The 25,418-nt window shown below is 71.9% G+C and carries 24 protein-coding genes and 1 pseudogene; 12 read left to right on the plus strand and 13 right to left on the minus strand.

All coding sequences use genetic code 11. The annotated features are described in order from the left end of the window. Positions 1–31: 31 nt before the first annotated feature. Complete coding sequence (xylB, locus tag ACZ7OO_RS24445) at positions 32–1,477, minus strand: xylulokinase (RefSeq protein WP_471507601.1); 1,446 nt, start codon at positions 1,475–1,477, stop codon at positions 32–34. Between the two features lie 201 nt (positions 1,478–1,678). Between xylB and xylA the strand changes: the two genes are divergently transcribed. Together xylA and ACZ7OO_RS24455 are read left to right on the plus strand one after the other, a co-directional pair. Next, complete coding sequence (gene xylA / locus ACZ7OO_RS24450; RefSeq protein ID WP_471507603.1) at positions 1,679–2,845, plus strand: xylose isomerase; 1,167 nt, start codon at positions 1,679–1,681, stop codon at positions 2,843–2,845. Between the two features lie 184 nt (positions 2,846–3,029). After that, complete coding sequence (locus tag ACZ7OO_RS24455; protein WP_471507605.1) at positions 3,030–3,632, plus strand: hypothetical protein; 603 nt, start codon at positions 3,030–3,032, stop codon at positions 3,630–3,632. A gap of 20 nt (positions 3,633–3,652) precedes the next feature. On the opposite strand, the gene ACZ7OO_RS24460 is transcribed toward ACZ7OO_RS24455, so the two are convergent. Together ACZ7OO_RS24460 and ACZ7OO_RS24465 are read right to left on the minus strand one after the other, a co-directional pair. Continuing rightward, positions 3,653–4,993, minus strand: coding sequence for an esterase-like activity of phytase family protein (locus ACZ7OO_RS24460; RefSeq protein WP_471507606.1), 1,341 nt, complete (start codon positions 4,991–4,993; stop codon positions 3,653–3,655). A gap of 201 nt (positions 4,994–5,194) precedes the next feature. Further along, a complete protein-coding gene (locus ACZ7OO_RS24465) occupies positions 5,195–6,460 on the minus strand; it encodes a lipase (RefSeq protein ID WP_471507607.1) in 1,266 nt (421 codons plus the stop codon). A 314-nt stretch (positions 6,461–6,774) separates the two neighbouring features. Here ACZ7OO_RS24465 and ACZ7OO_RS24470 point away from each other — a divergent pair, with 314 nt between their 5' ends. After that, entirely contained in the window at positions 6,775–6,957 is a 183-nt protein-coding gene (locus tag ACZ7OO_RS24470) for a hypothetical protein (protein ID WP_181809683.1), read from the plus strand. A 50-nt stretch (positions 6,958–7,007) separates the two neighbouring features. Here the strand turns inward: ACZ7OO_RS24470 and ACZ7OO_RS24475 are convergent, their stop codons facing one another. Continuing rightward, the gene (locus ACZ7OO_RS24475; RefSeq protein ID WP_471507609.1) at positions 7,008–7,850 is read right to left on the minus strand and encodes a hypothetical protein; all 843 of its coding nucleotides are present in this window, start codon (positions 7,848–7,850) and stop codon (positions 7,008–7,010) included. 145 nt (positions 7,851–7,995) lie between these two features. Continuing rightward, positions 7,996–8,292: a hypothetical protein gene (locus tag ACZ7OO_RS24480; RefSeq protein ID WP_471507611.1), complete on the minus strand. Its 297-nt coding sequence runs from the start codon at positions 8,290–8,292 to the stop codon at positions 7,996–7,998. A gap of 180 nt (positions 8,293–8,472) precedes the next feature. Here ACZ7OO_RS24480 and ACZ7OO_RS24485 point away from each other — a divergent pair. Continuing rightward, a pseudogene (locus tag ACZ7OO_RS24485) lies at positions 8,473–8,680 on the plus strand (alpha/beta fold hydrolase); the annotation flags it as partial. Here the strand turns inward: ACZ7OO_RS24485 and ACZ7OO_RS24490 are convergent. Next, on the minus strand, positions 8,677–9,276 hold the full coding sequence (locus tag ACZ7OO_RS24490; protein ID WP_471507613.1) for a class I SAM-dependent methyltransferase: 600 nt from the start codon (positions 9,274–9,276) through the stop codon (positions 8,677–8,679). The pseudogene ACZ7OO_RS24485 and the gene ACZ7OO_RS24490 sit on opposite strands and share 4 nt — an antisense overlap. A gap of 150 nt (positions 9,277–9,426) precedes the next feature. On the opposite strand from ACZ7OO_RS24490, the gene ACZ7OO_RS24495 reads away from it, so the two are divergent. The 5 genes from ACZ7OO_RS24495 to ACZ7OO_RS24515 all read left to right on the plus strand — a co-directional run bounded on the left by ACZ7OO_RS24495 (position 9,427) and on the right by ACZ7OO_RS24515 (position 14,456). Beyond that, positions 9,427–10,200 (plus strand): MHYT domain-containing protein, encoded by a 774-nt coding sequence (locus ACZ7OO_RS24495; protein ID WP_471507615.1) that lies wholly within the window; start codon positions 9,427–9,429, stop codon positions 10,198–10,200. 48 nt (positions 10,201–10,248) lie between these two features. Next, complete coding sequence (locus ACZ7OO_RS24500) at positions 10,249–12,759, plus strand: sensor histidine kinase (RefSeq protein ID WP_471507617.1); 2,511 nt, start codon at positions 10,249–10,251, stop codon at positions 12,757–12,759. Next, entirely contained in the window at positions 12,756–13,193 is a 438-nt protein-coding gene (locus ACZ7OO_RS24505) for a roadblock/LC7 domain-containing protein (RefSeq protein ID WP_471507619.1), read from the plus strand. The genes ACZ7OO_RS24500 and ACZ7OO_RS24505 overlap by 4 nt, the downstream gene beginning before the upstream one ends. Positions 13,194–13,209: 16 nt before the next feature. Continuing rightward, complete coding sequence (locus tag ACZ7OO_RS24510) at positions 13,210–13,623, plus strand: DUF742 domain-containing protein (protein ID WP_471507621.1); 414 nt, start codon at positions 13,210–13,212, stop codon at positions 13,621–13,623. A 227-nt stretch (positions 13,624–13,850) separates the two neighbouring features. Next, a complete protein-coding gene (locus ACZ7OO_RS24515) occupies positions 13,851–14,456 on the plus strand; it encodes a GTP-binding protein (RefSeq protein WP_471507623.1) in 606 nt (201 codons plus the stop codon). Positions 14,457–14,459: 3 nt separating this feature from the next. Here the strand turns inward: ACZ7OO_RS24515 and ACZ7OO_RS24520 are convergent, their stop codons facing one another. After that, positions 14,460–14,888, minus strand: coding sequence for a PPOX class F420-dependent oxidoreductase (locus ACZ7OO_RS24520; RefSeq protein ID WP_471507625.1), 429 nt, complete (start codon positions 14,886–14,888; stop codon positions 14,460–14,462). Between the two features lie 95 nt (positions 14,889–14,983). Here ACZ7OO_RS24520 and ACZ7OO_RS24525 point away from each other — a divergent pair, with 95 nt between their 5' ends. Together ACZ7OO_RS24525 and ACZ7OO_RS24530 are read left to right on the plus strand one after the other, a co-directional pair. Continuing rightward, a complete protein-coding gene (locus tag ACZ7OO_RS24525) occupies positions 14,984–15,397 on the plus strand; it encodes a roadblock/LC7 domain-containing protein (protein ID WP_471507627.1) in 414 nt (137 codons plus the stop codon). A gap of 127 nt (positions 15,398–15,524) precedes the next feature. Further along, positions 15,525–16,454, plus strand: coding sequence for a DUF6397 family protein (locus ACZ7OO_RS24530; RefSeq protein WP_471507629.1), 930 nt, complete (start codon positions 15,525–15,527; stop codon positions 16,452–16,454). Here ACZ7OO_RS24530 and ACZ7OO_RS24535 read toward each other — a convergent pair. Together ACZ7OO_RS24535 and ACZ7OO_RS24540 are read right to left on the minus strand one after the other, a co-directional pair. After that, the gene (locus ACZ7OO_RS24535) at positions 16,391–17,257 is read right to left on the minus strand and encodes an acyl-CoA thioesterase (protein ID WP_471507631.1); all 867 of its coding nucleotides are present in this window, start codon (positions 17,255–17,257) and stop codon (positions 16,391–16,393) included. The two genes, ACZ7OO_RS24530 and ACZ7OO_RS24535, sit on opposite strands and share 64 nt — an antisense overlap. A 34-nt stretch (positions 17,258–17,291) precedes the next feature. Next, a complete protein-coding gene (locus tag ACZ7OO_RS24540) occupies positions 17,292–19,805 on the minus strand; it encodes a DEAD/DEAH box helicase (RefSeq protein WP_471507633.1) in 2,514 nt (837 codons plus the stop codon). A 145-nt stretch (positions 19,806–19,950) separates the two neighbouring features. Here ACZ7OO_RS24540 and ACZ7OO_RS24545 point away from each other — a divergent pair, with 145 nt between their 5' ends. Continuing rightward, a complete protein-coding gene (locus ACZ7OO_RS24545) occupies positions 19,951–20,745 on the plus strand; it encodes a metal-dependent hydrolase (protein WP_471507635.1) in 795 nt (264 codons plus the stop codon). Positions 20,746–20,762: 17 nt separating this feature from the next. Here ACZ7OO_RS24545 and ACZ7OO_RS24550 read toward each other — a convergent pair whose 3' ends face one another. From ACZ7OO_RS24550 to ACZ7OO_RS24565, 4 genes are all read right to left on the minus strand, one after another. Next, a complete protein-coding gene (locus tag ACZ7OO_RS24550; protein ID WP_471507637.1) occupies positions 20,763–21,023 on the minus strand; it encodes a type B 50S ribosomal protein L31 in 261 nt (86 codons plus the stop codon). A gap of 60 nt (positions 21,024–21,083) precedes the next feature. After that, the gene (locus ACZ7OO_RS24555) at positions 21,084–21,554 is read right to left on the minus strand and encodes a DUF5709 domain-containing protein (RefSeq protein WP_360494381.1); all 471 of its coding nucleotides are present in this window, start codon (positions 21,552–21,554) and stop codon (positions 21,084–21,086) included. A gap of 195 nt (positions 21,555–21,749) precedes the next feature. Next, positions 21,750–23,531, minus strand: coding sequence for an ABC transporter ATP-binding protein (locus tag ACZ7OO_RS24560; protein ID WP_471507639.1), 1,782 nt, complete (start codon positions 23,529–23,531; stop codon positions 21,750–21,752). Then, the gene (locus ACZ7OO_RS24565; RefSeq protein ID WP_471507641.1) at positions 23,528–25,375 is read right to left on the minus strand and encodes an ABC transporter transmembrane domain-containing protein; all 1,848 of its coding nucleotides are present in this window, start codon (positions 25,373–25,375) and stop codon (positions 23,528–23,530) included. Before ACZ7OO_RS24565 ends, ACZ7OO_RS24560 begins: the two co-directional genes overlap by 4 nt. Positions 25,376–25,418 lie beyond the last annotated feature (43 nt).

Here is a 25,418-nt window from a genome sequence, read left to right on the forward strand (position 1 = left end):
GGGCGGTCGTGCGACCGGCGTCCCGCCGTGGTCAGCGGTCCTCCGGTGCCCGCTCCAGCAGCGGGGCCGCGTCGGAGAGTACCCCGGAGATCCTGTCCACCGTCGCCGCGTCCCGCTCCACCGCGTCCAGCACCGGCCCCGCGGCCGTGTTCCAGCGCCGTGCCACCGCCGCCGGGTCCTCGCCGGTCAGCAGCCCGGCCGCCTGCGCGGCGGCGCCGAGGGCGACCAGCTCCTTCGCCTCGGGCACCCGCACCGGGCGCCCCGACAGCCGCCGTACCGTCTCCTGCCAGGCCCGGCCCCGGGCGCCGCCGCCGATCAGCAGCAGCGGCGTGGTCCGGTCGGCGTCCTCGTCGAGCACCAGCTCCAGGGCGCCGAGCAGGGCGTGCACGGCGCCGTCGTAGGCGGCCTGCAGGAGCTGACCGCCGGTGGTGTCATGGCGCAGGCCGTGCAGCAGACCGGAGGCGTTCGGCAGGTTCGGGGTGCGCTCGCCGTCCAGGTACGGCAGCAGGGTGACCGAGGCGCCGGGCTCGACGGCCTCGCGGTCCAGGCCGAGCAGCGCCGCGACCCGGTCGACCGCCAGGGTGCAGTTCAGCGTGCAGGCGAGCGGCAGCCAGTCGCCGTGCGCGTCGGCGAAGCCCGCCACGGTACCGGTGGGGTCGGCGGGACGGTATTTCGAGACCGCGTACACCGTGCCCGACGTGCCGAGGCTCAGCACCGGGGTGCCCGGACGCAGCCCGAGCCCCAGCGCCGCCGCCGCGTTGTCGCCCGTACCTGGCGCGACCAGGGTGCCCTTGGAGAACGGCAGCTCGTGGCTGTCCCGCACGGTGCCGGCGACCTCGCCGGGGCGGACCACCCGGGGCAGGAACGCCGGGTCCAGGCCCACGTGCGCAAGGGTCTCCTCGTCGTACGCCTCGGTCACCGACGCCCACCAGCCGGTGCCGGAGGCGTCACCGCGGTCGGTCGTGCCCTGCCCGGTGAGGCGCTCGGTGAGGTAGTCGTGGGGGAGTCGTACGGCCCTGGTCGCGCGGACCGCCTCCGGCTCGTGCTCCGCCAGCCAGGCCCACTTGGTGACCGTGAACGAGGCGCCCGGAACACTGCCGGTGCGCTCCGCCCAGGCCTTCGGGCCGCCCAGCTCCTCGATCAGCCGCCGCGCCTGGGGCGCCGAACGGACGTCGTTCCACAGCATGGCCGGTCGCACCGGCTCGCCCCGCTCGTCCAGTGTGACCAGACCGTGCTGCTGCCCGCCGATCGACACGGCAGCCGCCTCGTGCGCCGCGTCCCCGCACTGGCGCAGCGCCTCGCACAGCGCGTCCCACCACTGACGCGGATCGCTCTCCCGGCCTGCGCCGGAGGACACGGTGTGCGGCGCCTGACCGCTCGCCACCACCTGGCCGGTGGACGCGTCGACCACCAGCGCCTTGGTGGACTGGGTGGACGTGTCCACGCCGACGACGAGCGGACCCTCGGCTGCTGACATCGGGCTCTCCCTTTTTCCGCGGCTCGCGGTTGACCTGACCTGCAGTTTTCCCGGTTCGTCGGGGTGTCGCGACCCGGATTTCGTCCCTCGGGGCCATGGTGACCCTTCCCAGGGATGCGTCGGCATACTAATTTGTAAACGGCCATGACGAAATAGTCGGCAGACAGCCAGCAGCACAATCACCAAGCAAGGAGCCGCGGCATGAGCTTCCAGCCCACCCCCGAGGACAGGTTCACCTTCGGCCTGTGGACCGTCGGCTGGCAGGGAAGGGACCCGTTCGGCGACGCCACCCGCCGCGCCCTCGACCCGGTCGAGACGGTGCAGCGCCTGTCCGAACTGGGCGCGTACGGTGTGACGTTCCATGACGACGACCTGATTCCCTTCGGGTCCTCCGACACCGAGCGCGAATCGCACATCAAGCGCTTCCGCCAGGCCCTCGACGCGACCGGCATGACCGTGCCGATGGCCACCACCAACCTCTTCACCCACCCGGTCTTCAAGGACGGCGCGTTCACCGCGAACGACCGTGACGTCCGCCGTTACGCCCTGCGCAAGACCATCCGCAACATCGACCTGGCCGCCGAGCTGGGCGCGAAGACGTACGTCGCCTGGGGCGGCCGCGAGGGCGCCGAGTCCGGCGCAGCCAAGGACGTGCGCGTCGCTCTCGACCGCATGAAGGAGGCCTTCGACCTCCTCGGTGAGTACGTCACCTCCCAGGGCTACGACCTGCGCTTCGCCATCGAGCCCAAGCCGAACGAGCCCCGCGGCGACATCCTGCTCCCCACCGTCGGCCACGCGCTCGCGTTCATCGAGCGCCTGGAGCGCCCCGAGCTGTACGGCGTCAACCCCGAGGTGGGCCACGAGCAGATGGCCGGCCTGAACTTCCCGCACGGCATCGCCCAGGCGCTGTGGGCGGGCAAGCTCTTCCACATCGACCTCAACGGCCAGTCCGGCATCAAGTACGACCAGGACCTGCGCTTCGGCGCCGGCGACCTGCGCGCCGCATTCTGGCTCGTCGACCTCCTGGAGAGCGCCGGCTACGAGGGGCCCAAGCACTTCGACTTCAAGCCGCCGCGGACCGAGGACCTCGACGGTGTGTGGGCCTCCGCCACCGGCTGCATGCGCAACTACCTGATCCTCAAGGAGCGCGCGGCCGCCTTCCGCGCGGACCCGGAGGTCCAGGAGGCCCTGCGCGCCTCCCGCCTGGACCAGTTGGCCCAGCCGACGGCCGGGGACGGCCTCCAGGCCCTCCTCGCCGACCGCACGGCCTTCGAGGAGTTCGACGCGGACTCGGTTGCCGCGCGCGGTATGGCCTTCGAGCAGCTCGACCAGCTGGCGATGGACCACCTGCTGGGCGCCCGGGGCTGAACGCCTACGCGCGCGTGGGGGCCGCTCTCGGAGCGAACGCCCGCACGCGCGCGTGTCGTTGCCGATACCCGCACGACCGGTTCGCGCGGGAAATGCTCCGGAATCGTGCGGTCCGTTGCATGAGTCCGTATCAACTCCCACGTGGGGCTCGCAGGGTGACCGGTGCGCCGTGACTCTTGGCGGTATGGCCATGCCACCCGTAACGCCCCGCCCGCCCGGCCCGCCGAACGGCACCCCGCCTCCGGACGGGGGCTACGACCCGCCTCCGGACGGGGGCTACGACCCGCCTCCGTACGGAGGTTTCGGACCACCGTCGGGAGAGGGCTTCGGAAAGCCTTCGGACGACGTACACGACCGGCGTCCGCATGGCGGCTCCGGGCCGCCCGCACACGACGGATACGACCCGTCCACGGAGGGTGGCTTCGGCGCTCCGCCCGGGGACTACGACCCGCCCACCGCCGTGGGCTGGACGCCTGCGCAGCCCCCGGAGCCGCCCCGCCGGCGCAGGGGCCCGCTGTTCGCCGTACTGGCCGTGCCGGTGGCCGCCGCGGCCGTCGTTGCCATCGTCCTGATGGCGTCCGGCGGCGACGGCTCACCCGGCGACAAGTCCACCACGAGCAGCCCGAGCGCCTCCGCCTCGTCGCGGCCCTCCTTCAGCCTTCCGACGGAGCTGTCCAGCAGTCTGCCCTCGCGACTGCCGAGCGAACTCCCCTCGGACTGGCCGTCCCAACTCCCGGGCGAGCTACCAAGTGGTCTGGACTCGTTGCTGCCCTCACTGCCGGGGTGAGCTCAGCCGACTGCAACTGACTACAGCCCCTTGGGCAGCCGGACGTACACGAGGGTCGTCTCGATGCCGCTGTCGACCAGGCGGCCCTGCGCGTCGAACGCGTCCGCCCCGTCGGTCATCCCGAAGTCGTTGTCGTTGATCAGGGCGAGCGTGTCGTGGTCCATGCGCGCGATGCCCTCGATCTTCAACGGCACGCCCGTCACCGTGTTCAGGTCGACGACCAGACGCTTGGCCAGTACCGGGACACCGACCGCGGTGGGGTCGTCCAGCTGCTCCAGCGACGGAGACGTGGTGTCGTCGTCGTACTTGCCGTCGAGGATGTTCGACTTGCGGTCCAGCTTGACCATTTCGAGCCGAGCGGCCTTGTCGGTGCGCTCCTCGACGAGCAGCCGGTCACCGCCCACGGCGACCACCGAGGAGATCTTCAGCTCGGAGGGGTCGTCCTCGCTGGGGTCCACCACGTTCACCGGGTCGAACCGGTAGGCGTACTCGGCCGTGACGGCCTTCTTGCGCGGCGAGAAACGCAGCAGACGGGTGTTGAGCGAAGCGTCCCCGGCGTCCCCGTCGGGCAGGGAGAGCGGGCTCTGCAGAGCCAACACCAGGTCGCCGTCGGGCAGCAGGGCCAGACCCTCGAAGCCACGGTTGACCTTCCGGTGCAGCAGCACGGACGGCAGCGCCTCCACCACCGGGTAGTCGGTGCCGGTGAGGTTCAGCCCCTTGGGCACATAGCGGGTGAGCACCTTCCCGCGCGCGGAGACGTGCACGAGCGACGGGCCGTACTCGTCGACGAGCCAGAAGCTGCCGTCGTGGGCGCGCACGATGCCCTCGGTGTCCAGGCCGTTCGGGTTGTACGACAGCGCGGTCTTGGCGTCGTAGGAGTACGGCGCCTCGTCCCGGCTCGCCTGGTTGGACAGCCCGGTGACGGCCTCGCCGGAGGACGTGGTGATCGGGATCGCGTCGATCACCTTGACGGTGTCGCCGGAGACGCGGATCTTCACGATCGCCGGGTCGAAGCCGGGCACCGGGAAGGTCCGGCGCTTCTTGCCGTCCACCTTGATCTGGCCGTTGGGGCCGCGGTCGGTGACCGTCCAGTACTCGCCGTTGCGGCCGGCCGGGTACATGTCGCTGCCGATGCCGCCGAGGTCGACACCCCGGTCGTTGTCGACGCTGCCGTGCAGCAGCGCGTTGCTGAAGGCGCCGAGCGGGATGTCGCCGAGGACGGCGGTGCGGGTGACGTGCGCCTGACGGGACGACGAGGCGTCTGCCGTGCCCGCCGCCACGAGGGCGGCGGCCAGGGCCAGGGGCAGACCCGTCGCGACGGAGCGGTGGACGCGGCGTCTGCCGGTGGCGTGCGGGGACATCGGGCCTCCTGGTGACAAGTTCGTTGGCAGCGGCCAGAGTTGGGCCCCGCACCGAACGCCCCTCGACCAGTTGGTGAACGGCGGGCGACAGCCACTCGGCGGGTCGTCTGCTTTCGGCCGTAGGGCGGCAGGCTGTCAGATTCCGGTGCGTCACCTGTCCGCCGGGCGCTCCACCGGTACGGAGAATCAAGCAGGTCCCGTTCAGTCCAGAGACCGGAACCACCGCACCACGGCGGCGGTTCCCGCCCGCTGGGAGCCCAGATGGCGGGAGCCGCCGTAGGCCGGCGCGCCGAGGTCGACCACCGGGGCGTCGACGCCGTGGGCGCGCAGGGCGGCGTGGCAGCGGGCCGTGTTCGCGTTGACGGCCTGCTCGTCCCCGTCGGCGTAGTAGAGCCGGATCGGTGCCCTCGGCGTCCAGTCGGTGCAGACGCTGTCGGTGATCCGCAGGGCCGCGGCCAGCCCTCCGGCGGGGTGGGCCAGCATCTCCCGGCCCCGGCGGGTGAGGAGCCCGTCGAGGGAGTCCGGGGTGCCGGCCACGACCTCCTGACCGGTGTGCGTACCGTCGAGCAGGTCTTCGATCGTGCGGTCGTACGGCGCCCTGAACACCTGGGCCGGCGTGTCGTACAGATGGTGCAGGCGGTTGAAGGCGACCAGGGTCAGCGCCGTGTAGATGACGCTCGCCTTGGGCTCCGTCCGCCCTGCGAGCAGCGCGGGAAGTTCCGCGGCCCGGAAGGCGTATGCGCCGCTGACGGGAGCCACCGCGCGCAGCCGGAACCATCCGTCGGCCCCCTCCTGCAGCGACCTGGCCAGTCCCAGTGCCGCCGAAGCGCCCTGGGAGAACCCGGTGACCAGTACGTCGCGCCGAAGTTCACGTCCGCGTGCGGTCACGGCGGTGCGGGACGCGCGCAGCATGTCCAGGGCGGCCGTCGTCTCCGAGGGCACGTCCATCCAGGGGTGGGGGCCGGGCCCCAGGCCCAGACCGAGGTAGTCGGGGAGCACCGCGGCGAAGCCGGCCGCAGCGTAGGTCAGGGCGGCGGCCTGGCCCCAGACATCCGCCGAGACGGAGGCGACATCGCCCTTGAACAGTTCGGTGCCGTGGGTGAACGACACGCTGCGCACACGCCGTTCACCGTTGCGCGGCAACGCCAGCAGCCCGCTCGCGATCGTGGCCCGGCCGTCGGGATCGTTCGTGCGGTACACGATCCGGAAGGCGTCCAGGCCGTAGCGGACGGCGCCGGTGTCCCAGGCCCCTTCCTCGTCCCCCGACAGTTCGGCGGCGACCTGCCGGGCGGTCAGCGTCCGCAGGTGCTCGACGGACACGAGCGCGCCTCGCGACACGTCCGCCCCGGCCCTCGTCGGCGCGACGACGGCGGCCCGCGGTGCCCCCGATCCCTGTGCGACCACGGCTGTCGCGCTGCTCGCAGTCAGCGCCACCGACACCGCGGAAATCACCAGTATCCTGCTCATTCGCTTCATACCGTGACCGTACGAATCCCCGGTGCCACCGGCCATCCGGCCAACCGGCCTGTGCGAGTGGGGTTTTCCGCAGGACCGGCATTCGTCGTCCGCAGGGCCGGCAACCGGGGAACAGCCCATCCCGGCAATCGTCCGGGAGTGACTACGCTGAGAGCGGGACGGCTTCACAACCTGTTCGACTCGGTCTCAGGGACCAGTAGGGGTCGCTCGTCAGGGATGTCTCAGGGTCGCGGTCCGGAACCGCGGGAGGCGCCGACCCGTTTTCAGATCAGAGAGCGGCAGTGGCCGCGAAGGAGGCGTCGCTGATGTCGAAGAACGCGAAGATCGCCGCAGGAGGTGTGGCGGTCGGGCTCATCCTGCTGATATGGCTGCCCTGGTGGGTGACGTTCCTGATCGTGGTCGGCGTCCCGGTGGCCGCCTACCTCACCCTCGACCCCTCGCAGCGGCGCAGGCTGCGCCGGGTGACACGCAAGGAGATCGGCCGCTGAGCCGCCCGCCCGAGGCCGCGCCCCCCTGGCGGGGTGCGGCCCGGGAGGGCTCACAGGGGCCGTACGGCCATCTTGTCGAGGGCCTCGAGGAGGCCGGGGAGCTCGGGACCCCGGCCGACGGGCAGGACCTCGCCGGGCTCGTCGTCGAGGAGCACGAAGGCGATGTCGTCGGTGCGGGCCACCATCGACCAGCCGGGCCCGTCGGCGCGCAGCGTACGGGCGTCGCCCGGGGCGAACGACGAGCGGACCCGGCCCAGCGGCGGAGGCGTGTCCACATAGGCCCGCGCCTCGGCCAGGACGCGCCGGATCCCGCGGTGGCCCTTCGGGGCCGCCTCGGCGTCCTCGGGGGCCTTCTCGGCGGCTTGCGGGGCCTCGTGCGCCGGTGCCGGGAAGTGGTCGTCGCCGATCTGCTCCCGCCAGACCGCCCACTGAAGGGCGATCTCGTCCGCACCCAGCCGTCGCTGCGCCGGGCCCCAGGAGCTGGTGTCCGGCGGGGTCAGCGGGACACGGTCCGCCATCTCGGGGCCGGGGTCGTGCGGTGCGGGCACGTTCGGGGCCGCCACGGCGACCGCGAGCGGCCAGCCGGGCAGGGCGGCGACCACCGTGCGCTCGTCCGGTGAGAGGTCGTGCTCCATGCCGCAGTCCCAGGACGCGATAGCGACGGCGACCAGCGAGACGTCGTCGACGACGACCGTCCAGCGTGCCCCGCCACCGTCCTGGCCGAGCACCAGGCCGTAGCCGTCGGCGCGCGGCGCCAGCTCCAGTGCCGCGCAGGCCTCCGGGTAGTCGTCGCCCAGCACGCTCGGAAACTGCGCCGGCGTCAGCAGCACCGCTGTGAGCACGTACAGCGCCTCGTCCGCGGCGGCGAGGGCCTCCTCGTCCGTCCCGGCCATGCCTGCCTCCCAGTCGTTCGTCCAACGGCGCGCACCCTAGTGCGACCGGAAGGCCGTTGTCACGACTGTCGCGACCGGCCACCACACGCGGAGCTGCAGTTTTCCACCGGGAAAGGGACGAAACGACCTCGGCGGGAGCGAAGCTTCAGGCGACCGGCAGCCCGAGGAGATCGCGTGCCACCGCCTGCGGTGACTCGTCGCGCTCCCGCGCCAGCGCGACGACGGCACGGCAGGCCAGTTCGCTCACCCCGAACGACAGCGCCTCCGGTGACACCCAGCCTGCCGCCTCCTCGATTCGGTCCTGGTCGTCCGCCGCGCGCGCCGCGACATAGGCGGCCGCGGCCTCGAACAAGTTGTGCGCACGCCTCTCACGTCGCTCCGGCACCGCCGCGCCCCCGGTGCCACGAAGCCTGTCTGCGTACTTACGCATACGGTCGAACATGCCGGCCACCTTCCCCCTGTCGGCTGTCCCTTGCGAACATTCGTCTTCCTCTACCGAACGTAGGGTTGAAGTCCCGGCGACAGAAGAGGGCACCGACGCAACGCCTCAGCCGGCCTCGGCCTCAAGTGACGCGAGGGTGGTGCGCAGCCAGGCGAGTTCGGCGCGGCTGGTGGGCGCGATGGTCCCGTCTGGGCCGCGACCATGCGGCTCGCCGACCCGCGCGCCCTGCACCGCAGCTCCGCGTCTACTTCCAGGCGAGCTCAGCGGTGAACTCGCCGGGCGGGACCGGCTGGAGGCGTGCGGAGTGCGGGTGGTGACGGTGCCCGGCGCCGGGCACACCATCATGTGCGACCGTCCCGACGCCTGTGCCGCGGCGGTCGCCGGCTAGCCTCCGCGGACCGCCAGCGCGAGGAATCGGGTGTCGTCGTCCGTGTACGAGGCCATGCGCCAGCCCGAACCGGCCAGCAGTGGGCCGAGGTTGCCCTGGGCACGCAGGTCGTCGGCTGTGATCCGCCGTCCCTGGCGCGCCGCCAGAGCGGCCCGGCCGATGGGATGGAACAGGGCGAGCGTGCCGCCGGGGCGGACCACGCGCGCCAACTCCCGGAGATTCTGCGCGGGCCGGGGCAGGTGAGCGATCAGACCCGCGGCGAACACGGCGTCGAGGGACTCCGAGCGCACCGGCAGCACCGCGACGTCGGCGAGCAGCAACCGCCCGTCACGGTGCCGGCAGGCCCGCACGGCGGCCTGGAGCATCGCCGGGGTCAGATCCATCCCGAGGACCGCGCCCGAGGGCCCCACGGCCGCACGCAGCGGCGGCAGCGCGCGCCCCGTGCCGCAGCCCGCGTCGAGCACCCGGTCACCCGTGCGCAGCCCCAACTCGGTCACGGCCGCCGCGTACGCGGGACCGTCGTCGGGGAACTTGGTGTCCCAGTCGGCCGCTCGCGCGGTGAAGAACTCCTGGACGTGTGTGTGGTCATCGCTCATGTTCCGCATGTTCCCTCACCGTCACGGAGGACGACCCTGCGCGCACGTTCGAGCCGGACGCGATCGTTCCGGCACATCTCCGGGTCATATTGCAACACCTTTCGAAATGCGCCCCCTTTGTGCTTCCGTGCCCCCTAGCGTCCCTTGGCCATGGGACACCTGGACCACGCCACCTTCGGCTGGCTGACCCCCGTGCTGTCGTACGTCATGGCCTGCATAGGCGCCGCACTGGGGCTGCGCTGCACCGTCCGCGCGCTCGGCAGCACCGGCCGCTCGCGCCGCAACTGGCTCCTCACCGCCGCCTCCGCGATCGGCACCGGCATCTGGACCATGCACTTCGTGGCCATGCTCGGCTTCGGTGTCAGCGGCACCGACATCCGCTACGACGTGCCGCTGACCCTCCTCAGCCTGCTCGTCGCTGTGATCGTGGTCACCGCCGGCGTCTTCGCCGTCGGCTACAGCCGCGACCACAACCGAGCACTTCTGCTGGGCGGGCTCACCACCGGTGTGGGCGTCGCCAGCATGCACTACCTCGGCATGGCGGCGGTCCGGCTGCACGGCGACGTGCACTACGACCCGATGCTCGTCGGGCTCTCCGTGCTCATCGCCGTGGTCGCCGCGACCGCGGCCCTGTGGGCGGCGCTGAACATCAAGTCACCGGTCGCCGTCACCATCGCCTCCCTGGTCATGGGGGCGGCCGTCAGCAGCATGCACTACACCGGAATGTTCGCGGTCAGCGTGCACGTCACGCCCTCCGGCACCCCGCTGCCCGGGGCCACTGCGATGCAGTTCATCTTCCCCCTCGCCGTGGGCCTCGGGTCCTATCTCTTTCTCACCTCGGCCTTTGTCGCACTCTCGCCCACGGCCGGGGAGCGCGAGGCGTCCGCCTCGGCCCAGCGGCCCGTCATGAGCGCCGCACGCTGAACCGGCCCGGCCCCGCGGCGCCCCGACCCACTCCCGAGCGAGGAGTCCATGCGTACACCCCGTAGGACCCCCACAGCAGGCCCGCAGACACCGTCCCCGCGGCCCGCACGCGGCCGCCGCGCGCACGCCGGACCACCCGCCGACGAACCGGTCGACGACGTCCTCGGGACCGCGGCGGCGGACAACGCGCCCATGCCCCCCCGAGGCTGGCGGCTCCGTCCCCGCACCGTGCGGGCCAAGGTCGTCTGCCTGCTCATGGTGCCGGTCATGTCCCTGCTCGCCCTGTGGGCGTACGCCACGGTCACTACCGCCCAGGACGTCTCCCGGCTGCGCCAGTCCCAGCGCGTCGACGCCGCATTGCGAACCCCGGTCGCCGACGCCGTGGCCGCGCTCCAGGCCGAGCGTACCGCCGCGGTCCGATACGCGACCGAGCCCACTGCCGAACAGGCCGGCGACCTCAAGGCCCTTGGCGCCGATACCGACCAGGCCGTGGCCGAGCTGCGGTTCGGCAAGGACAGAACCGTCGCCGACAGCGAGGAGCTGCCCGCCGGTGTCGCCCAGCGCCTCCAGACCTTCGTCAACGGTGCCGATCGGTTGCGCACGCTGCGGACGGCGGTGCGCAGCCGCGGCGCCGGCTGGGAGGAGACCTACGGGCGGTACACGCAGACCATCGCCATGGCCTTCGCCGTGGACGGCGCCCTCACCGGCGTACAGGCCGACGACATGGGCGCCGACGCGCGCGTGCTGCTGGAATTCTCCCGCGCGGGCGAGGCGTTGGCACAGGAGGACGCAGTCCTCGCCGGAGCCCGGCTGGCCGGCGGCCTCGACGGCGAGCGACTGCGGCTGTTCACCGGTGCCGTCGACACCCGCCGTGTCCTCACCGACGCGGCCGCCGCCGACCTGCCCGGCGCACAGCGCACCGCCTGGCGCCGGCTCGCAGGCGGCGACGACTACACCGCGCTGGGCGACGCCGAGGACAAGATTCTCGCAAGCGCACCCGGCGCCAAGGCGGTCGACGCGGCCCCGGAAGCGACCTGGAGCACCGCTCACGCGCGCGTGCAGGACGGAATGCGAGCTGTCCAGACCGGTACGGCACACGCGGTCGCGGGCCGGGCGGATCCGTTCGCACGCGGTCTGCTCACCCCGGCCGGAGCCGCCGTCCTCCTCGGCCTCCTCGCCGTGGCCGCCTCGCTCGTCATCTCCGTACGCATCGGACGCGGCCTCGTGGTCGAGCTGGTGAGCCTGCGCAACAGCGCCCTGGAGATCGCCCGCCGCAAGCTCCCCGAGGCCATGCGCAGACTCCGGGCCGGCGAGGAGATCGACATCCGCGCGGAGGCACCCTCGGGGCCGCCCGCGGAGGACGAGACCGGACAGGTGGCGGAGGCCCTCGGCACCGTGCACCGTGCCGCCCTGCGTGCCGCCGTGGAGCGCGCCGAACTCGCAAGCGGCATCTCGGGTGTGTTCGTCAACCTCGCCCGCCGCAGCCAGGTCCTGGTCCACCGCCAGCTGAGCCTGCTGGACAGCATGGAACGCCGCTCTGACGACCCCAACGAACTGAGCGACCTCTTCCGCCTCGATCACCTCACCACCCGCATGCGCCGCCACGCGGAGAGCCTGATCATCCTCTCCGGGGCGGCCCCCGGCCGGGCCTGGCGCCTTCCGGTCTCCCTGACCAACGTCGTCCGGGCCGCCGTATCCGAAGTCGAGGACTACGCGCGCGTGGAGGTACGCCAGTTCCCCGAGGCAGCCGTCGTCGGCGCCGCTGTCGCCGACCTCACCCATCTGCTCGCCGAGGTCGTGGAGAACGCCGCCCAGTTCTCACCGCCGCACACGCGCGTGCGCATCACCGGGGAACCCGTTGGCAACGGCTACGCCCTGGAGGTCGAGGACCGCGGACTCGGCATGGGTCAGGAGACCCTCGCCGAGGCCAACCGGCGCATCGAGCAGTCCGAGGCCCTCGATCTGTTCGACAGCGACCGGCTCGGCCTCTTCGTCGTCAGCAGGCTCGCGGCCCGCCACGACATCAAGGTGCATCTGCGCACCTCCCCCTACGGCGGTACCACCGCGGTGGTCCTGCTGCCGAAAGCCCTGCTGCACGGTGGCGCGGCGGAACGATCCGGCCGTCCGGCGGCCGGCACCGAACAGGCACCGGAACGCGAGTACGCGCGCGTGCCCGGCGCCGCCCTTCCCCAGGCCGCCCCCGCCACCCGGCCTGCTCTCGCCACCACCGCCCACACCTCCCCGCACCAGGCGCCCGAGCCACCACCCCCCGGAGTCACGACCTTGAGGCCGCACCGCCCGCCGCACGACTCCGAGCCCCGCGACGACGACCTGCCCCGCCGGGTACGCCAGGCGAGCCTCGCCCCCCAACTGCGCGATCCACGCACCGAGGAACCCGCGCCCGCCCGGCGACGGGACGAGCGCACCCCCGAACTCGTCCGCGACCGCATGGCAGCCTACCGCGACGGCTGGGCGCGCGGCGGCGGCAGGCAACCCGGCCGCGGAGCCACCCCGGAACCCGAAGAGGGCACCGACAGCACCGAAGGAGACCGCGCATGATCCAGGACCCGAGCATGACGCCAGGCCGGCGCTCCGGCGAACTCGACTGGCTGCTGGACGACCTGGTGCTGCGCGTCGACGAAGTACGGCATGCCGTGGTGCTCTCCAACGACGGCCTCGCGGTCGGCGCCTCGACCGGCCTCAGACGCGAGGACGCGGAGCACCTCGCCGCCGTCGCCTCCGGCTTCAACAGCCTCGCCAAGGGCACGGGACGGCACTTCGGGGCGGGCGGGGTGCGCCAGACCATGGTCGAGATGGACGACGCCTTCCTCTTCGTGGCCGCCGCCGGCGACGGCTCCTGCCTCGCCGTACTCACCGCCGTCACCGCCGACATCGGCCTGGTCGCCTACGAGATGGCACGCCTGGTCAAGCGCGTCGGCGAGCATCTCTACACCGCGCCCCGGGTCGCCGCCCGGCCGCCCGCCGCCGGATGAGCCGGAAGCGTCACCGATGACCGAGTACACGACCGACGCCTCGCGCGATCCGGGCAGCCAGTGGTACGACGGCGAGGCCGGGCCCCTCGTCCGCCCCTACGCCATGACCGGCGGCCGCACCAAACCCGGCCCCACCGGAGTGCGGTTCGACCTGATCGCCCTGGTCACACTCGACCCGGGCGCGCCCGGCGCCGACGGCGACACCGCGCTCGGCCCCGAACACCGGGCGCTGATCGACCTGTGCCGGGTGGAGACACAGTCCGTCGCCGAGCTCGCCGCCGGCGCCGACGTCCCCGTGGGCGTGGTCCGGGTGCTCCTGGGCGACCTGCTGGAACTGGGCTGGGTCACCGTGAGCCGGCCGGTGCCCCCGGCCCAGCTTCCCGACGAGCGGATTCTGCGCGAGGTCATCGCGGGATTGCGGGCACTGTAGATGAGCATCCGGAACCAACCGGACGCGCACCGGTCAGATCAGACGCGTTCTGGTCCTACCGCCCGCGACGGGACCGCAGTTGTCATGATGCTGGCTTCGCGTCCCGAGTGCACGGGGCACACAGGGCGCACCGGGTGGCGTCCCGTGCATTCCGGGCCACGGGCCGCCGAACATCCCGGACCTCCAGAGCATGCCGACCGCAGCCGGCCCTCCCGAGAGAAGTGATCATGGTCTCCGAGTACTCCGAGCCCGCCGCCGACGACACGTCGGCCATGGCGCTCAAGATATTGGTCGCCGGCGGCTTCGGCGTCGGAAAGACGACCCTGGTCGGCGCCGTCAGCGAGATCCGGCCGCTGCGCACCGAGGAAATGCTCAGCGAAGCGGGCCAGCTGGTGGACGACACGGACGGCGTGGACCAGAAGGTCACCACCACCGTCGCCATGGACTTCGGCCGCATCACCATCCGCTCCGGACTCTCCCTGTATCTCTTCGGCACCCCGGGCCAGGACCGCTTCTGGTTCCTCTGGGACGAGCTGTCGCATGGAGCACTCGGCGCCGTCGTCCTCGCTGACACCCGCCGACTGGAGGACTGCTTTCCGGCGGTCGACTACTTCGAGCACCGGCACATCCCGTTCGTCGTCGCTGTCAACTGCTTCGTCGGCGCCCGTAGCTACGGCGCGCACGATGTCTCCCGTGCCCTGGACCTGGACCAGGGCACGCCCGTGGTGCTGTGCGACGCCCGTGACCGGGACTCCGGCAAGGAGGTGCTGATCCGGCTCGTCGAGTACGCCGGACGCGTGCACACCGCCCGGCTCCTTGACTCGGTGGGCTGAGTCTCAGCCCGTGAGGTCCTTGAGCGCCACCACCTTCTCCACGGTGACACGGACCAGCAGCTCGCCCGGGACGCCGTTGCGGGCGCCGAACTCCTCCGCGCGCTCCTCTCCCATGTAACGGGCCGCGATCCTGGTGGCCGCATCACGCAACTCACCCGGCTCCTCGGACAGCCGGGCGTGCCCGTTCAGCACCACGAAATGGAAGGGGGGCCGGTCGTCGTCCACGCAGAAGGCGACACGCCCGTCGCGGGCGAGATTGCGCCCCTTCACGGTTTCCTTGCCGGTGTTGAAGACCAGGCCGTCCCCGTCCAGCAGGAACCAGACGGGGGCCACATGCGGGCTGCCGTCGGCGTTGACGGTGGACAGCTTGCCGGTGCGGGTGCCGTGCGAGACGAACGCCCGCCATTCCTCGTCGGTCATCTTCTGTGCCATGTCCCCATCCTCCTTGCCCGGACGCCGGTGGTGGGGAAGGCTGGCGGGAAGATCCTCCAGCCAGGGGGAGACGGCACACGGGGAGACGTTACGACATGGCGCAGAACCAGGGACTCGGCTGGCTGCTCGACGACCTGACCGAGCGGGTGGAGCACGTACGGCACGCACTGGTCCTGTCGAACGACGGGCTGGTCACGGGAGCGAGCACGGGCCTTCGCCGGGAGGACGCGGAGCATCTGGCTGCCGTCGCCTCCGGGCTGCACAGTCTTGCCAAGGGCTCAGGACGCCACTTCGGCGCGGGCCAGGTACGCCAGACGATGATCGAGTACGACGACGCGGTCCTGTTCGTCACCGCCGCCGGAACCGGCAGCTGTCTGTGCGTGCTCAGCGGCTCGGAGGCGGACATCGGCCAGATCGCCTACGAGATGACACTGCTAGTCAACCGCGTCGGCGAACACCTCGGCGTGGATGCCCGGCAACCGGAGCGTTCCTCAGTAGTCGACCTCTGACCTGCGGGTTCACCCTCTGCTGCGGAGTTATCCACAGGGCCGCCACGAGATCCGCGGGAGCGGCTACGGTCTTTTCCACGGCGAGCGCACAGGGCGCGAGCCACCCGCTCCACGGGGGAGAACGACCATGTCCACCAACACCATCGCCCGACCCCGCCCGCTCACCTGCACGTTCAGCCGCGCCGCCCGTGAACTGGGCCTCAGGCGAGGCGAGTTCGACCTCGCGGTGCATCTTGGCCGGATCCGCACAGTGCCCGACGAAGGCGGCGGAGGCCGTCGCGTGCCCCGGGCCGAGATCGTGCGGGTCCAGGCCCAGGCCGAAGCCCTCCGCGAGAGCGTGCGAGTTGTCGGTACGACCCAGGGCGCGGCCCTGATGGAGATCCCGGCGGGCAAGTTCACCCGCTTCGCGAAACTCGGCCTGGTGACTCCTGTGACCTGGTACCCGAACCGCTATCGGGCCGTGGTCTGGCTCTATCTAGCCGAGGAGCTACGGCAGTTCGCGGCTGACGAGAAGAACGCACGGCTGCTCACCGGCCGTACGCCCGAGGAGTTGCGTGACCGTCTGAGGGCGGGAGCGGACCAGCGGGCTCGCAACTGGCGCGGACGCCACTGCGGTTTCCTGCTGCGGGGGGCGTACGGCCCGTGGGAGCGGGCCGGAGTGGTGGCCGGCTTTCTGGACCCCGGTGAGGTCGACGACGCGCTGACGAACGCCCACGAGCGAGCCTACGTAAAGGGCTTCCGGGCGGCTCCGCCCGCCCACGGCGCACCTGGCTCGCCTGCCGCGCTGCTCGCCGAGGAGCTGATGACCGCGGACGAGCCGGACGAGATCGAGTGGTTCCGGAACGACCTGGCACGGGCCGTGGCGGAGGCCCGCACGTTTCACCCCGCGCCTCGCCCTGCCGTGCAAGCGCACCCCCCTGCCATGCCATCGCAGCACCCAGCACCGGAGCGACCGGGGCATCCGCGCGGCCTGCGCGGCTGGCTGCGTCTGTACTACAAGGCCCGGAACAGCCCCTCCTGGACGACCGACACCAGCAGCCGCCCCTCCAGGTCGTAGACCTGCCCGCGGGCCAGGCCCAGGCCACCCGTGGCGACCGGGGACTCCTGCTCGTACAGGAACCACTCGTCGGCGCGGAACGGGCGGTGGAACCACATGGCGTGGTCCAGCGAGGCCATGTCGAAGTTCCGTGGCCCCCACAGGGGCTCGACGGGGACCCGCACCGCGTCCAGGAGGGTCATGTCGCTGGCGTAGGTCAGCGCGCAGGTGTGCACCAGCGGATCGTCACCCAGCGGACCGACGGCGCGCATCCACACGGCGCTGCGCGGCTCGGCGCCCGCTATCTCCTCGGGATTCCAGCGCAGCCGGTCGACATAACGGATGTCGAAGGCCTGGCGGCGCGCCATCCGCTCCAACTGCTCGGGCAGCTCGCCCAGATGCTTGCGGATCTCCTCGGCGAGCGGCGGCAGCGACTCCGGGTGCGGCACCTCGCGGGCCGGCGGCAGCTGATGCTCGAAAGCTCCCACCTCAGGCTTGTGGAAGGAGGCGGTCAGATTGAAGATCGTACGGCCGTGCTGCACGGCGGTGACCCGGCGCGTCGTGAACGACCGCCCGTCCCGCACCCGTTCGACCTGGTACACGATCGGCACGCCCGGCCGGCCCGGGCGCAGGAAGTACGCGTGCAGCGAGTGCACCGGGCGGTCGCCCTCCGTGGTGCGGCCGGCGGCGACCAGCGCCTGGCCCGCCACCTGGCCGCCGAAGACCCGTTGGATGGACTCCTGGGGGCTGCGGCCACGGAAGATGTTGACCTCGATCTGCTCCAGGTCGAGCAGGTCGACCAGTCTCTCGGCCGGGTTCGTCATGGGTGGTGTTCTCCTGGGGTCAGAGCGGGCCGGGTCAGAGCTGGCCGACATCGGTGACACGGACGACCGCGCGGCCCTCGGCGTCGGAGGCCGTCAGGTCGACCTCCGCGCTGATGCCCCAGTCGTGGTCGTCGTTGGGGTCGTCGAAGATCTGCCGGACGCGCCACAGCCCGTTCTGCGGCTCCTCCTGGATCACGAGCAGCTTGGGACCACGGGCGTCGGGGCCGGTGCCCAGGTCCTCGTACTCGTCCCAGTACTTGTCCATCGCCTCACCCCAGGCTTCGGCGTCCCAGCCGGACTCCGCGTCCATCTCGCCCAGCTCGTCGACCTGGTCGAGGGCGGCAAGTTCCACGCGGCGGAACATGGCGTTACGGACCAGGACCCGGAAGGCGCGCGCGTTGGCGGTGACCGGCTTGACCTCGTCGGCCTTCTCCTGGGCCTCCTCGGCCGTCATCTCCTCCGGGTTGGCGAGCTGCTCCCACTCGTCCAGCAGACTGGAGTCGACCTGGCGGACCATCTCGCCCAGCCACTCGATCAGGTCCTGGAGATCCTCGGACTTGAGGTCGTCCGGGATGTTGTGGTCCAGCGTCTTGTACGCGCTCGCCAGGTAGCGCAGCACGATGCCCTCAGTGCGGGCCAGCTCGTAGAAGGACACCAACTCCGTGAAGGACATCGCCCGTTCGTACATGTCCCGGATCACCGACTTCGGCGACAGCGGATGGTCGCCGACCCAGGGGTGGCTCTTGCGGTAGGTGTTGTACGCGTGGAAGAGCAGCTCTTCCAGGGGCTTCGGGTAGGTGACGTCCTGGAGGCGCTCCATGCGCTCCTCGTACTCGACGCCGTCCGCCTTCATCGCGGCCACCGCCTCGCCCTTCGCCTTGTTCAGCTGGGCGACCAGGATCTGCCGCGGGTCATCCAGCGTGGACTCGACGACGGACACCATGTCGAGGGCGTACGAGGGCGATTCGGGGTCGAGGAGTTCGAACGCGGCGAGGGCGAACGTGGACAGCGGCTGGTTGAGCGCGAAGTCCTGCTGGAGGTCGACCGTGAGGCGGACGATGCGACCGGTCGGGTCCGGCTCGTCGAGCTTCTCCACGATGCCGCCGTCCAGGAGCGAGCGGTAGATGGCGATGGCCCGGCGGATGTGCCGCAGCTGCTGCTTGCGCGGCTCGTGGTTGTCCTCCAGCAGATGGCGCATCGCCTCGAAGGCGTTGCCCGGGCGGGCGATGACCGACAGCAGCATCGTGTGCGTCACCCGGAAACGCGACGTCAGCGGCTCCGGCTCGGACGCGATCAGTTTCTCGAACGTGGTCTCCGTCCAGCCGACAAAGCCCTCCGGCGCCTTCTTGCGCACCACCTTGCGCCGCTTCTTCGGGTCGTCGCCCGCCTTCGCGAGCGCCTTCTCGTTCTCGATGACGTGCTCGGGCGCCTGCGCGACCACCAGTCCGGCCGTGTCGAAGCCGGCCCGGCCCGCCCGGCCGGCGATCTGGTGGAACTCACGGGCGCGCAGGGTGCGCACCCGGTTGCCGTCGTACTTGGTGAGTGCGGTGAACAGGACCGTGCGGATAGGCACGTTGACGCCCACGCCCAGGGTGTCGGTGCCGCAGATGACCTTCAGCAGACCGGCCTGCGCGAGCTTCTCGACCAGGCGCCGGTACTTGGGGAGCATGCCGGCGTGGTGGACGCCGATGCCGTGCCGGACGTACCGGGAGAGGTTGCGGCCGAACTTGGTGGTGAAGCGGAAGTTGCCGATCAGTTCGGCGATCTGCTCCTTCTCCTCCTTCGAGCACATGTTGATGCTCATCAGCGCCTGCGCCCGCTCCACCGCCTGCGCCTGCGTGAAGTGCACGATGTACACCGGCGCCTGCTTGCTCTCCAGCAGTTCGGTGAGCGTCTCGGTGAGCGGGGTGAACTTGTACTCGTAGGAGAGCGGCACCGGACGGGTCGCCGAGCGGACCACCGAGGTGGGGCGGCCGGTGCGGCGGGTGAGGTCCTTCTCGAAGAAGGAGACGTCGCCGAGGGTGGCGGACATCAGGATGAACTGCGCCTGCGGAAGTTCGAGAAGCGGGATCTGCCAGGCCCAGCCGCGGTCGCCCTCGGCGTAGAAGTGGAACTCGTCCATGACGACCTGGCCGACGTCCGCCTGCTTGCCGTCGCGCAGGGCGATGGAGGCCAGCACCTCGGCGGTGCAGCAGATGACGGGCGCGTCGGAGTTCACGGAGGCGTCGCCGGTGAGCATGCCGACGTTCTCGGTGCCGAAGATCTTGCACAGCTCGAAGAACTTCTCCGACACCAGCGCCTTGATCGGCGCCGTGTAGAAGGTGACCTCGTCCCGGGCCAGCGCGGCGAAGTGCGCGCCCGCGGCGATCATGCTCTTGCCGGAGCCGGTCGGTGTCGACACGATCACGTTCGCCCCGGAGACCGCCTCGATCAGCGCCTCCTCCTGGTGGGGGTAGAGCGTGAGACCGCGCTCCTGCGCCCAGGACTCGAAGGCTTCGTACAGGGCGTCGGGGTCGGCGGTCGGCGGCAGTCGATCGATGAGGGTCACGCACCCATCTTGCCTGGCCCACCCCCCGAGGGGGGAATCGGCTGCGAGCCCGAAGATCAAGACCCCTATGCTGTGTCGCCGACGGAGCGTCATCGCACCCGGTCAACTGGACAGCGGCATACGAGGAATGGGGCAGACAGCGGCCATGATGGGACCAGCACACTCACTGTCGGGAGCCGCTGCCTGGCTCGGCGTCGGAGCCGCGGCCGCCGCGGCCGGGCATGGGATGCCCTGGCCGGTGCTCCTGGTCGGGGCACTGATCTCCGCCGGCGCCGCACTCGCCCCGGACCTCGACCACAAGGCCGCCACCATCTCGCGCGCCTTCGGACCGCTGTCGCGCTGGCTCTGCGAGATCGTGGACAAGCTGTCGTACGCCGTCTACAAGGCGACCCGGAAGCCGGGCGACCCGCGCCGCTCCGGCGGCCACCGGACGCTGACCCACACCTGGGTGTGGGCGGCGCTGATCGGCGCGGGCTGCTCGGCCGCCGCGATCCTCGGCGGCCGCTGGGCGGTGCTGGCGATTCTCTTCGCGCACATGGTGCTGGCCATCGAAGGCCTGCTGTGGCGGGCGGCCCGCGGCTCCAGCAGCGACGTGCTGGTGTGGCTGCTGGCGGCGACCAGTGCCTGGATCCTGGCGGGCACTCTGGACAAGCCGGGCAACGGCTCGGACTGGCTGTTCACCCAGCCCGGCCAGGAGTACCTGTGGCTGGGGCTGCCGGTGGTGCTGGGAGCGCTGGTGCACGACATCGGGGACGCGCTGACCGTCTCCGGCTGCCCGATCCTGTGGCCCATCCCGATCGGCCGCAAGCGCTGGTATCCGCTGGGCCCGCCGAAGGTGATGCGGTTCCGCGCGGGCAGCTGGGTCGAGCTCAAGGTGCTGATGCCCGTGTTCATGCTGCTGGGCGGCATAGGCTGCGCCGCCGCCCTGAACGTGATCTGACCGCAGGGGCCGCCGGATCAGCCGGTCTTCCCCGAGCCACCGCCGTAGCGTCGCTCGAACGCGGCGACGCGACCCTCGGTGTCCACCGTGCGGGCCTTTCCGGTGTAGAAGGGGTGGCTCTCGGAGGAGATCTCCACGTCGACCACCGGGTAGGTCTGACCGTCGTCCCAGTCGATGGTCTGGTCGCTGGTCGCGGTGGACCGGGTCAGGAAGGCGTACCCGGCTGCGCGGTCGCGGAAGACCACGGGGTGGTAGTCGGGGTGCTTGTCCTGCTGCATGGCGGCTCCTCGGACAGGGCGGACAGGGCGGACAGGGCGGTCGTGCAAGGGGGGCCGGCGTCAGCCGTAGGCGGTGTCCTCGTCGACGATGTGCATCGCGGCCTCCTCGGCGGAGGCACCAGCGCCGTCGATGCCGACGTCGGTGGCGACGAGACCGTTCTCGTCGTCCTCGTGGGCCCCCTCGTCGGGTGCCACGAGGCGGCCGGAGCGCAGATCGCCGACCTCGTTGTCCAGGAGTTCTCCGTCGCTGCCCTGGCAGTCGCCGATGCCGTCGCCGTCGGGGGCGGCCGGATCGGGCAGTTCCTCGGCGAGCCGCTGGTCCAGGGTCTCGCCCCGGTGGCCCTCCGCCGCCGTCACCCCGGTGTGCTCCACGGCCCACGGCCGCTCGGGCGGGGACCAGCCCCGGTCCAGGGGATCGCTGACGCCGTCGGACTCCAGCGTGTCCTCCACGTCGAGCAGTCCGGTGTCCTCGCGGATCTCGGATCCGTCGGGCTGGTAGACGTCGTCCCCCCATCCGTCGGCGGTGGTCACGGCTACCTCCAGGGAGTGAGGCGGCGGTCCGAGGGGCGGGCCGCCGGCACGCGCGGCACGGGTCTCACGCGCCGCGAACCCTGCGGTTCCCGGCCCGTCCCCGAACCGGTGCCGCTATCCAGCCTTCCACCCCTGCTCGTACCCGCGCAACGGCACGGGGCGCGACCTGCGGCGCTCACCCCGTGCCGAGGGCCGTCACCCGTGCCACGACCGCCACAGCGCCGCGTAGGCGCCGTCGGCCGTCACCAGCTCGTCGTGGCTGCCGAGCTCGCTGATCCGGCCGTTCTCGACCACGGCGATGACGTCCGCGTCATGGGCGGTGTGCAGCCGGTGGGCGATGGCGACCACGGTGCGGCCGTCGAGGACCCGGGCCAGGGACCGTTCCAGATGGCGGGCCGCGCGCGGGTCGAGGAGCGAGGTCGCCTCGTCCAGGACGAGGGTGTGCGGGTCGGCCAGCACCAGCCGGGCCAGTGCGATCTGCTGGGCCTGCGCCGGGGTCAGCGTGAGGCCGCCGGAGCCCACCTCGGTGTCCAGGCCCTGCTCCAGGGCCCGTGCCCAGCCGTCCGCGTCGACGGCACCCAGGGCCGCCCACAGCTCGGCGTCCTCGGCGCCGGTCCGGGCGAGCAGCAAATTGTCACGCAAGGAGCCCACGAAGACGTGGTGCTCCTGGTTGACGAGGGCGACATGGGAGCGGACCCGTTCGGCGGTCATCCGGGACAGCTCGGCGCCACCGAGGGTGATCCGGCCGTCGCGGGGCGCGTAGATGCCGGCGAGCAGCCGGCCCAGCGTGGACTTGCCCGCGCCCGACGGGCCGACCAGGGCCAGCCGGGTGCCGGGCGCGACCTCCAGGGAGACAGCGCGCAGCACGTCGACGCCCTGCAGGTAGCCGAAGCGGACCTCGTCCGCGTGCACCTCCCGGCCCTCGGGGGCCAGCGAGGCGTCACCTGCGTCGGGTTCGATGTCCCGGACGCCGACCAGGCGGGCCAGCGACACCTGGGCGACCTGGACCTCGTCGTACCAGCGCAGGATCAGGTTCACCGGTTCGACGAGCATCTGGGCGATGAGCGCACCCGTCGTCAGCTGGCCGACGTCGAGCCGGCCGTCGAGGACGAAGACACCGCCGATCATCAGCACCGAGCCCAGCACGACGGTGTGGGTGGCGTTGACGGCCGGGAACAGCACCGACCGCAGCCACAGCGTGTAGCGCTCCCATGCCGTCCACTCCTTGACCCGGCGTTCGGACAGGGCGATACGCCGGGCGCCGAGCCGGTGCGCCTCGACGGTGTGCCCGGCGTCCACGGACTCCGCGAGGGCGGCGGCCACCGCGGCGTACCCGGCGGCCTCGGAGCGGTAGCCGGAGGGCGCCCGCCTGAAGTACCAGCGGCAGACGACCACCAGGATCGGCAGGGCGAGCAGCACGGTGGCGGCCAGCGGCGGCGCCGTGACCACGAGCCCGCCGAGCAGCAGCACGACCCACACGATGCCGATCGACAGCTGCGGTACGGCCTCCCGCATGGCGTTGGCGAGTCGGTCGATGTCGGTGGTGATCCGGGACAGCAGATCGCCCGTGCCCGCCCGTTCCAGGACGCCCGGCGGCAGTCCGACGGACCGGACGAGGAAGTCCTCGCGCAGGTCGGCCAGCATCCGCTCGCCGAGCACGGCACCCCGCAGCCGGACCTCGCGCACGAAGACCGCCTGGACGGCGAGCGCGAGTACGAACAGGCCGATGGTCAGGCCCAGATGGAGTTCACGGGCACCGTCGGAGACCCGCTCGACGAGCCCGCCGAGCAGGTACGGGCCGGCCATGGAGGCGACCACGGCCACCGTGTTGACCATGACGAGGGCGGAGAAGGCCCGGCGATGCCGACGGAACAGTTCGGCCACGTAGGCGCGCACCGTCGAGGTGGCGCCGATGGGCAGGGTGGTGGCCGTCGTCGGGGCCGCCGGGTCGTACGCCGGTGGTGCGACGCCGATCATGCGCTTTCCTCGATCTCTTCCAGCGCGCCGCCTCGCAGCGCGGCCTCTTGCTCCTCGACCGCGCCGCCTCGCAGCGCGACGTCTTCGTTCCTCGGTTTCCGTAGGGCGGCCTCGTCGTCCGTCTCCCGGGTCACCACCGCCCGGTACCGGGGTTCGGTGCGGACCAGTTCGCGGTGCAGGCCGACCGCCCCGACCTCGCCCTCGTGGACGAGGACGACCCGGTCGGCCCGGTCGAGCAGCAGCGGTGAGGAGGTGAACACCACGGTCGTCCGGCCGGACCGCACCTCGCGGATTCCCTCCGCGATCCGCGCCTCGGTGTGCGAGTCGACGGCGGAGGTCGGCTCGTCCAGGACGAGGACCTCGGGGTCGGTGATCAGCGACCGGGCCAGCGCGAGCCGCTGGCGCTGGCCGCCCGACAGGGAGCGGCCCCGCTCGGTGATCCGGGCGTCCATCGGGTCGGTGACGTCCAACGAGCCCTGGATCAGGGCCTCCAGGACGTCGGCGCACTGGGCGGCGGACAGCGCGTCCTCGGCCCGCACGGCCCCGGAGGCCGGCACGTCGAGCAACTCGCGCAGCGAACCGGAGAGCAGCACCGGGTCCTTGTCCTGGACGAGCACCGCGGTGCGGGCGGTCTCCAGAGGCAGTTCGTCGAGCGGTACGCCGCCGAGCAGCACGGAGGCGGCGGCCTCGGCGGGGTGGCCGCCCAGCCGTTCGGCGAGGTGGCCGGCCGCGTCGGGGTCGCCGCAGACCACGGCGGTCAGCCGGCCCGCGGGTGCCAGCAGACCGGTGTCCGGGTCGTACAGGTCGCCGTCCGGCACCGCGCCCGCGCGCGAGCCGCCGGTGTCGGTGGCCCGTTCCAGGGAGAGCACCCGGGCGGCCCGTTTCGCCGAGGGGCGCGAGAAGGAGTACGCCATGGCGATCTCGGTGAAGTGCTGCAACGGGTAGTTGAGGATCATGACCGAGCTGTAGACGGTGACCAGTTCACCGACGGTGACGCGGCCCTGCCGGGCGAGGTGGACGCCGTACCAGACGACCGCGATCAGCAGCAGCCCGGGCACCAGCACCTGGATGGCGGCGATCAGGGACCACATCCGGGCGCTGCGCACGGCGGCCCGCCGCACCTCCTGGGAGGCACGGCGGTAGCGGTCGAGGAAGAGGTCCTCGCCGCCGATGCCACGCAGCACGCGCAGCCCCGCCACGGTGTCCGAGGCCAGCTCGGTGGCCCGGCCGGCCTTCGTGCGCTGGATGTCGGCGCGCCGGGTCGCCCGGGGAAGCAGCGGCAGCACGGCCAGCGCGACCAGGGGCAGCCCGGCGGCGACCACCCAGCCGAGCGCGGGCTGGTAGAGGAGCAGCCCGACGCCGACCACGACGACCGTCAGCGCGGCCGCGGTGAACCGGGAGACGGCCTCGACGAACCAGCCGATCTTCTCGACGTCGCCGGTGGAGACGGCGACGACCTCGCCGGCCGCCACCCGCCGGGTCAGCGCCGAGCCCAGCTGGGCGGTCTTGCGGGCGAGCAGTTGCTGGACGCGGGCGGCCGCGGTGATCCAGTTGGTGACGGCGGCGCGGTGCAGGAAGGTGTCGCCGACGGCGATCGCCGCGCCGCACAGGACGAGCAGACCACCCGTCAGCGCCAGCCGGGTGCCGGAGCGGTCGACGACGGCCTGGACGGCGAGCCCCACACAGAAGGGGAGCGCGGAGACGGCCACGAAGTGCAGCACGCCCCAGGCCAGCGCCTTGAGCTGGCCCCCGAGCTGATGTCGCCCGAGCCACCACAGGAATCGGGGACCCGAGCGTGCGTCGGGCACGCCCGGATCGGAATACGGAAGATCTTGAATCTGCATGACGTCCCAGCGGCTCGTGTCGGGGGGAAGGTGGCGACAAGCC

Source organism: Streptomyces sp. NPDC111744 (genome assembly GCF_055634995.1).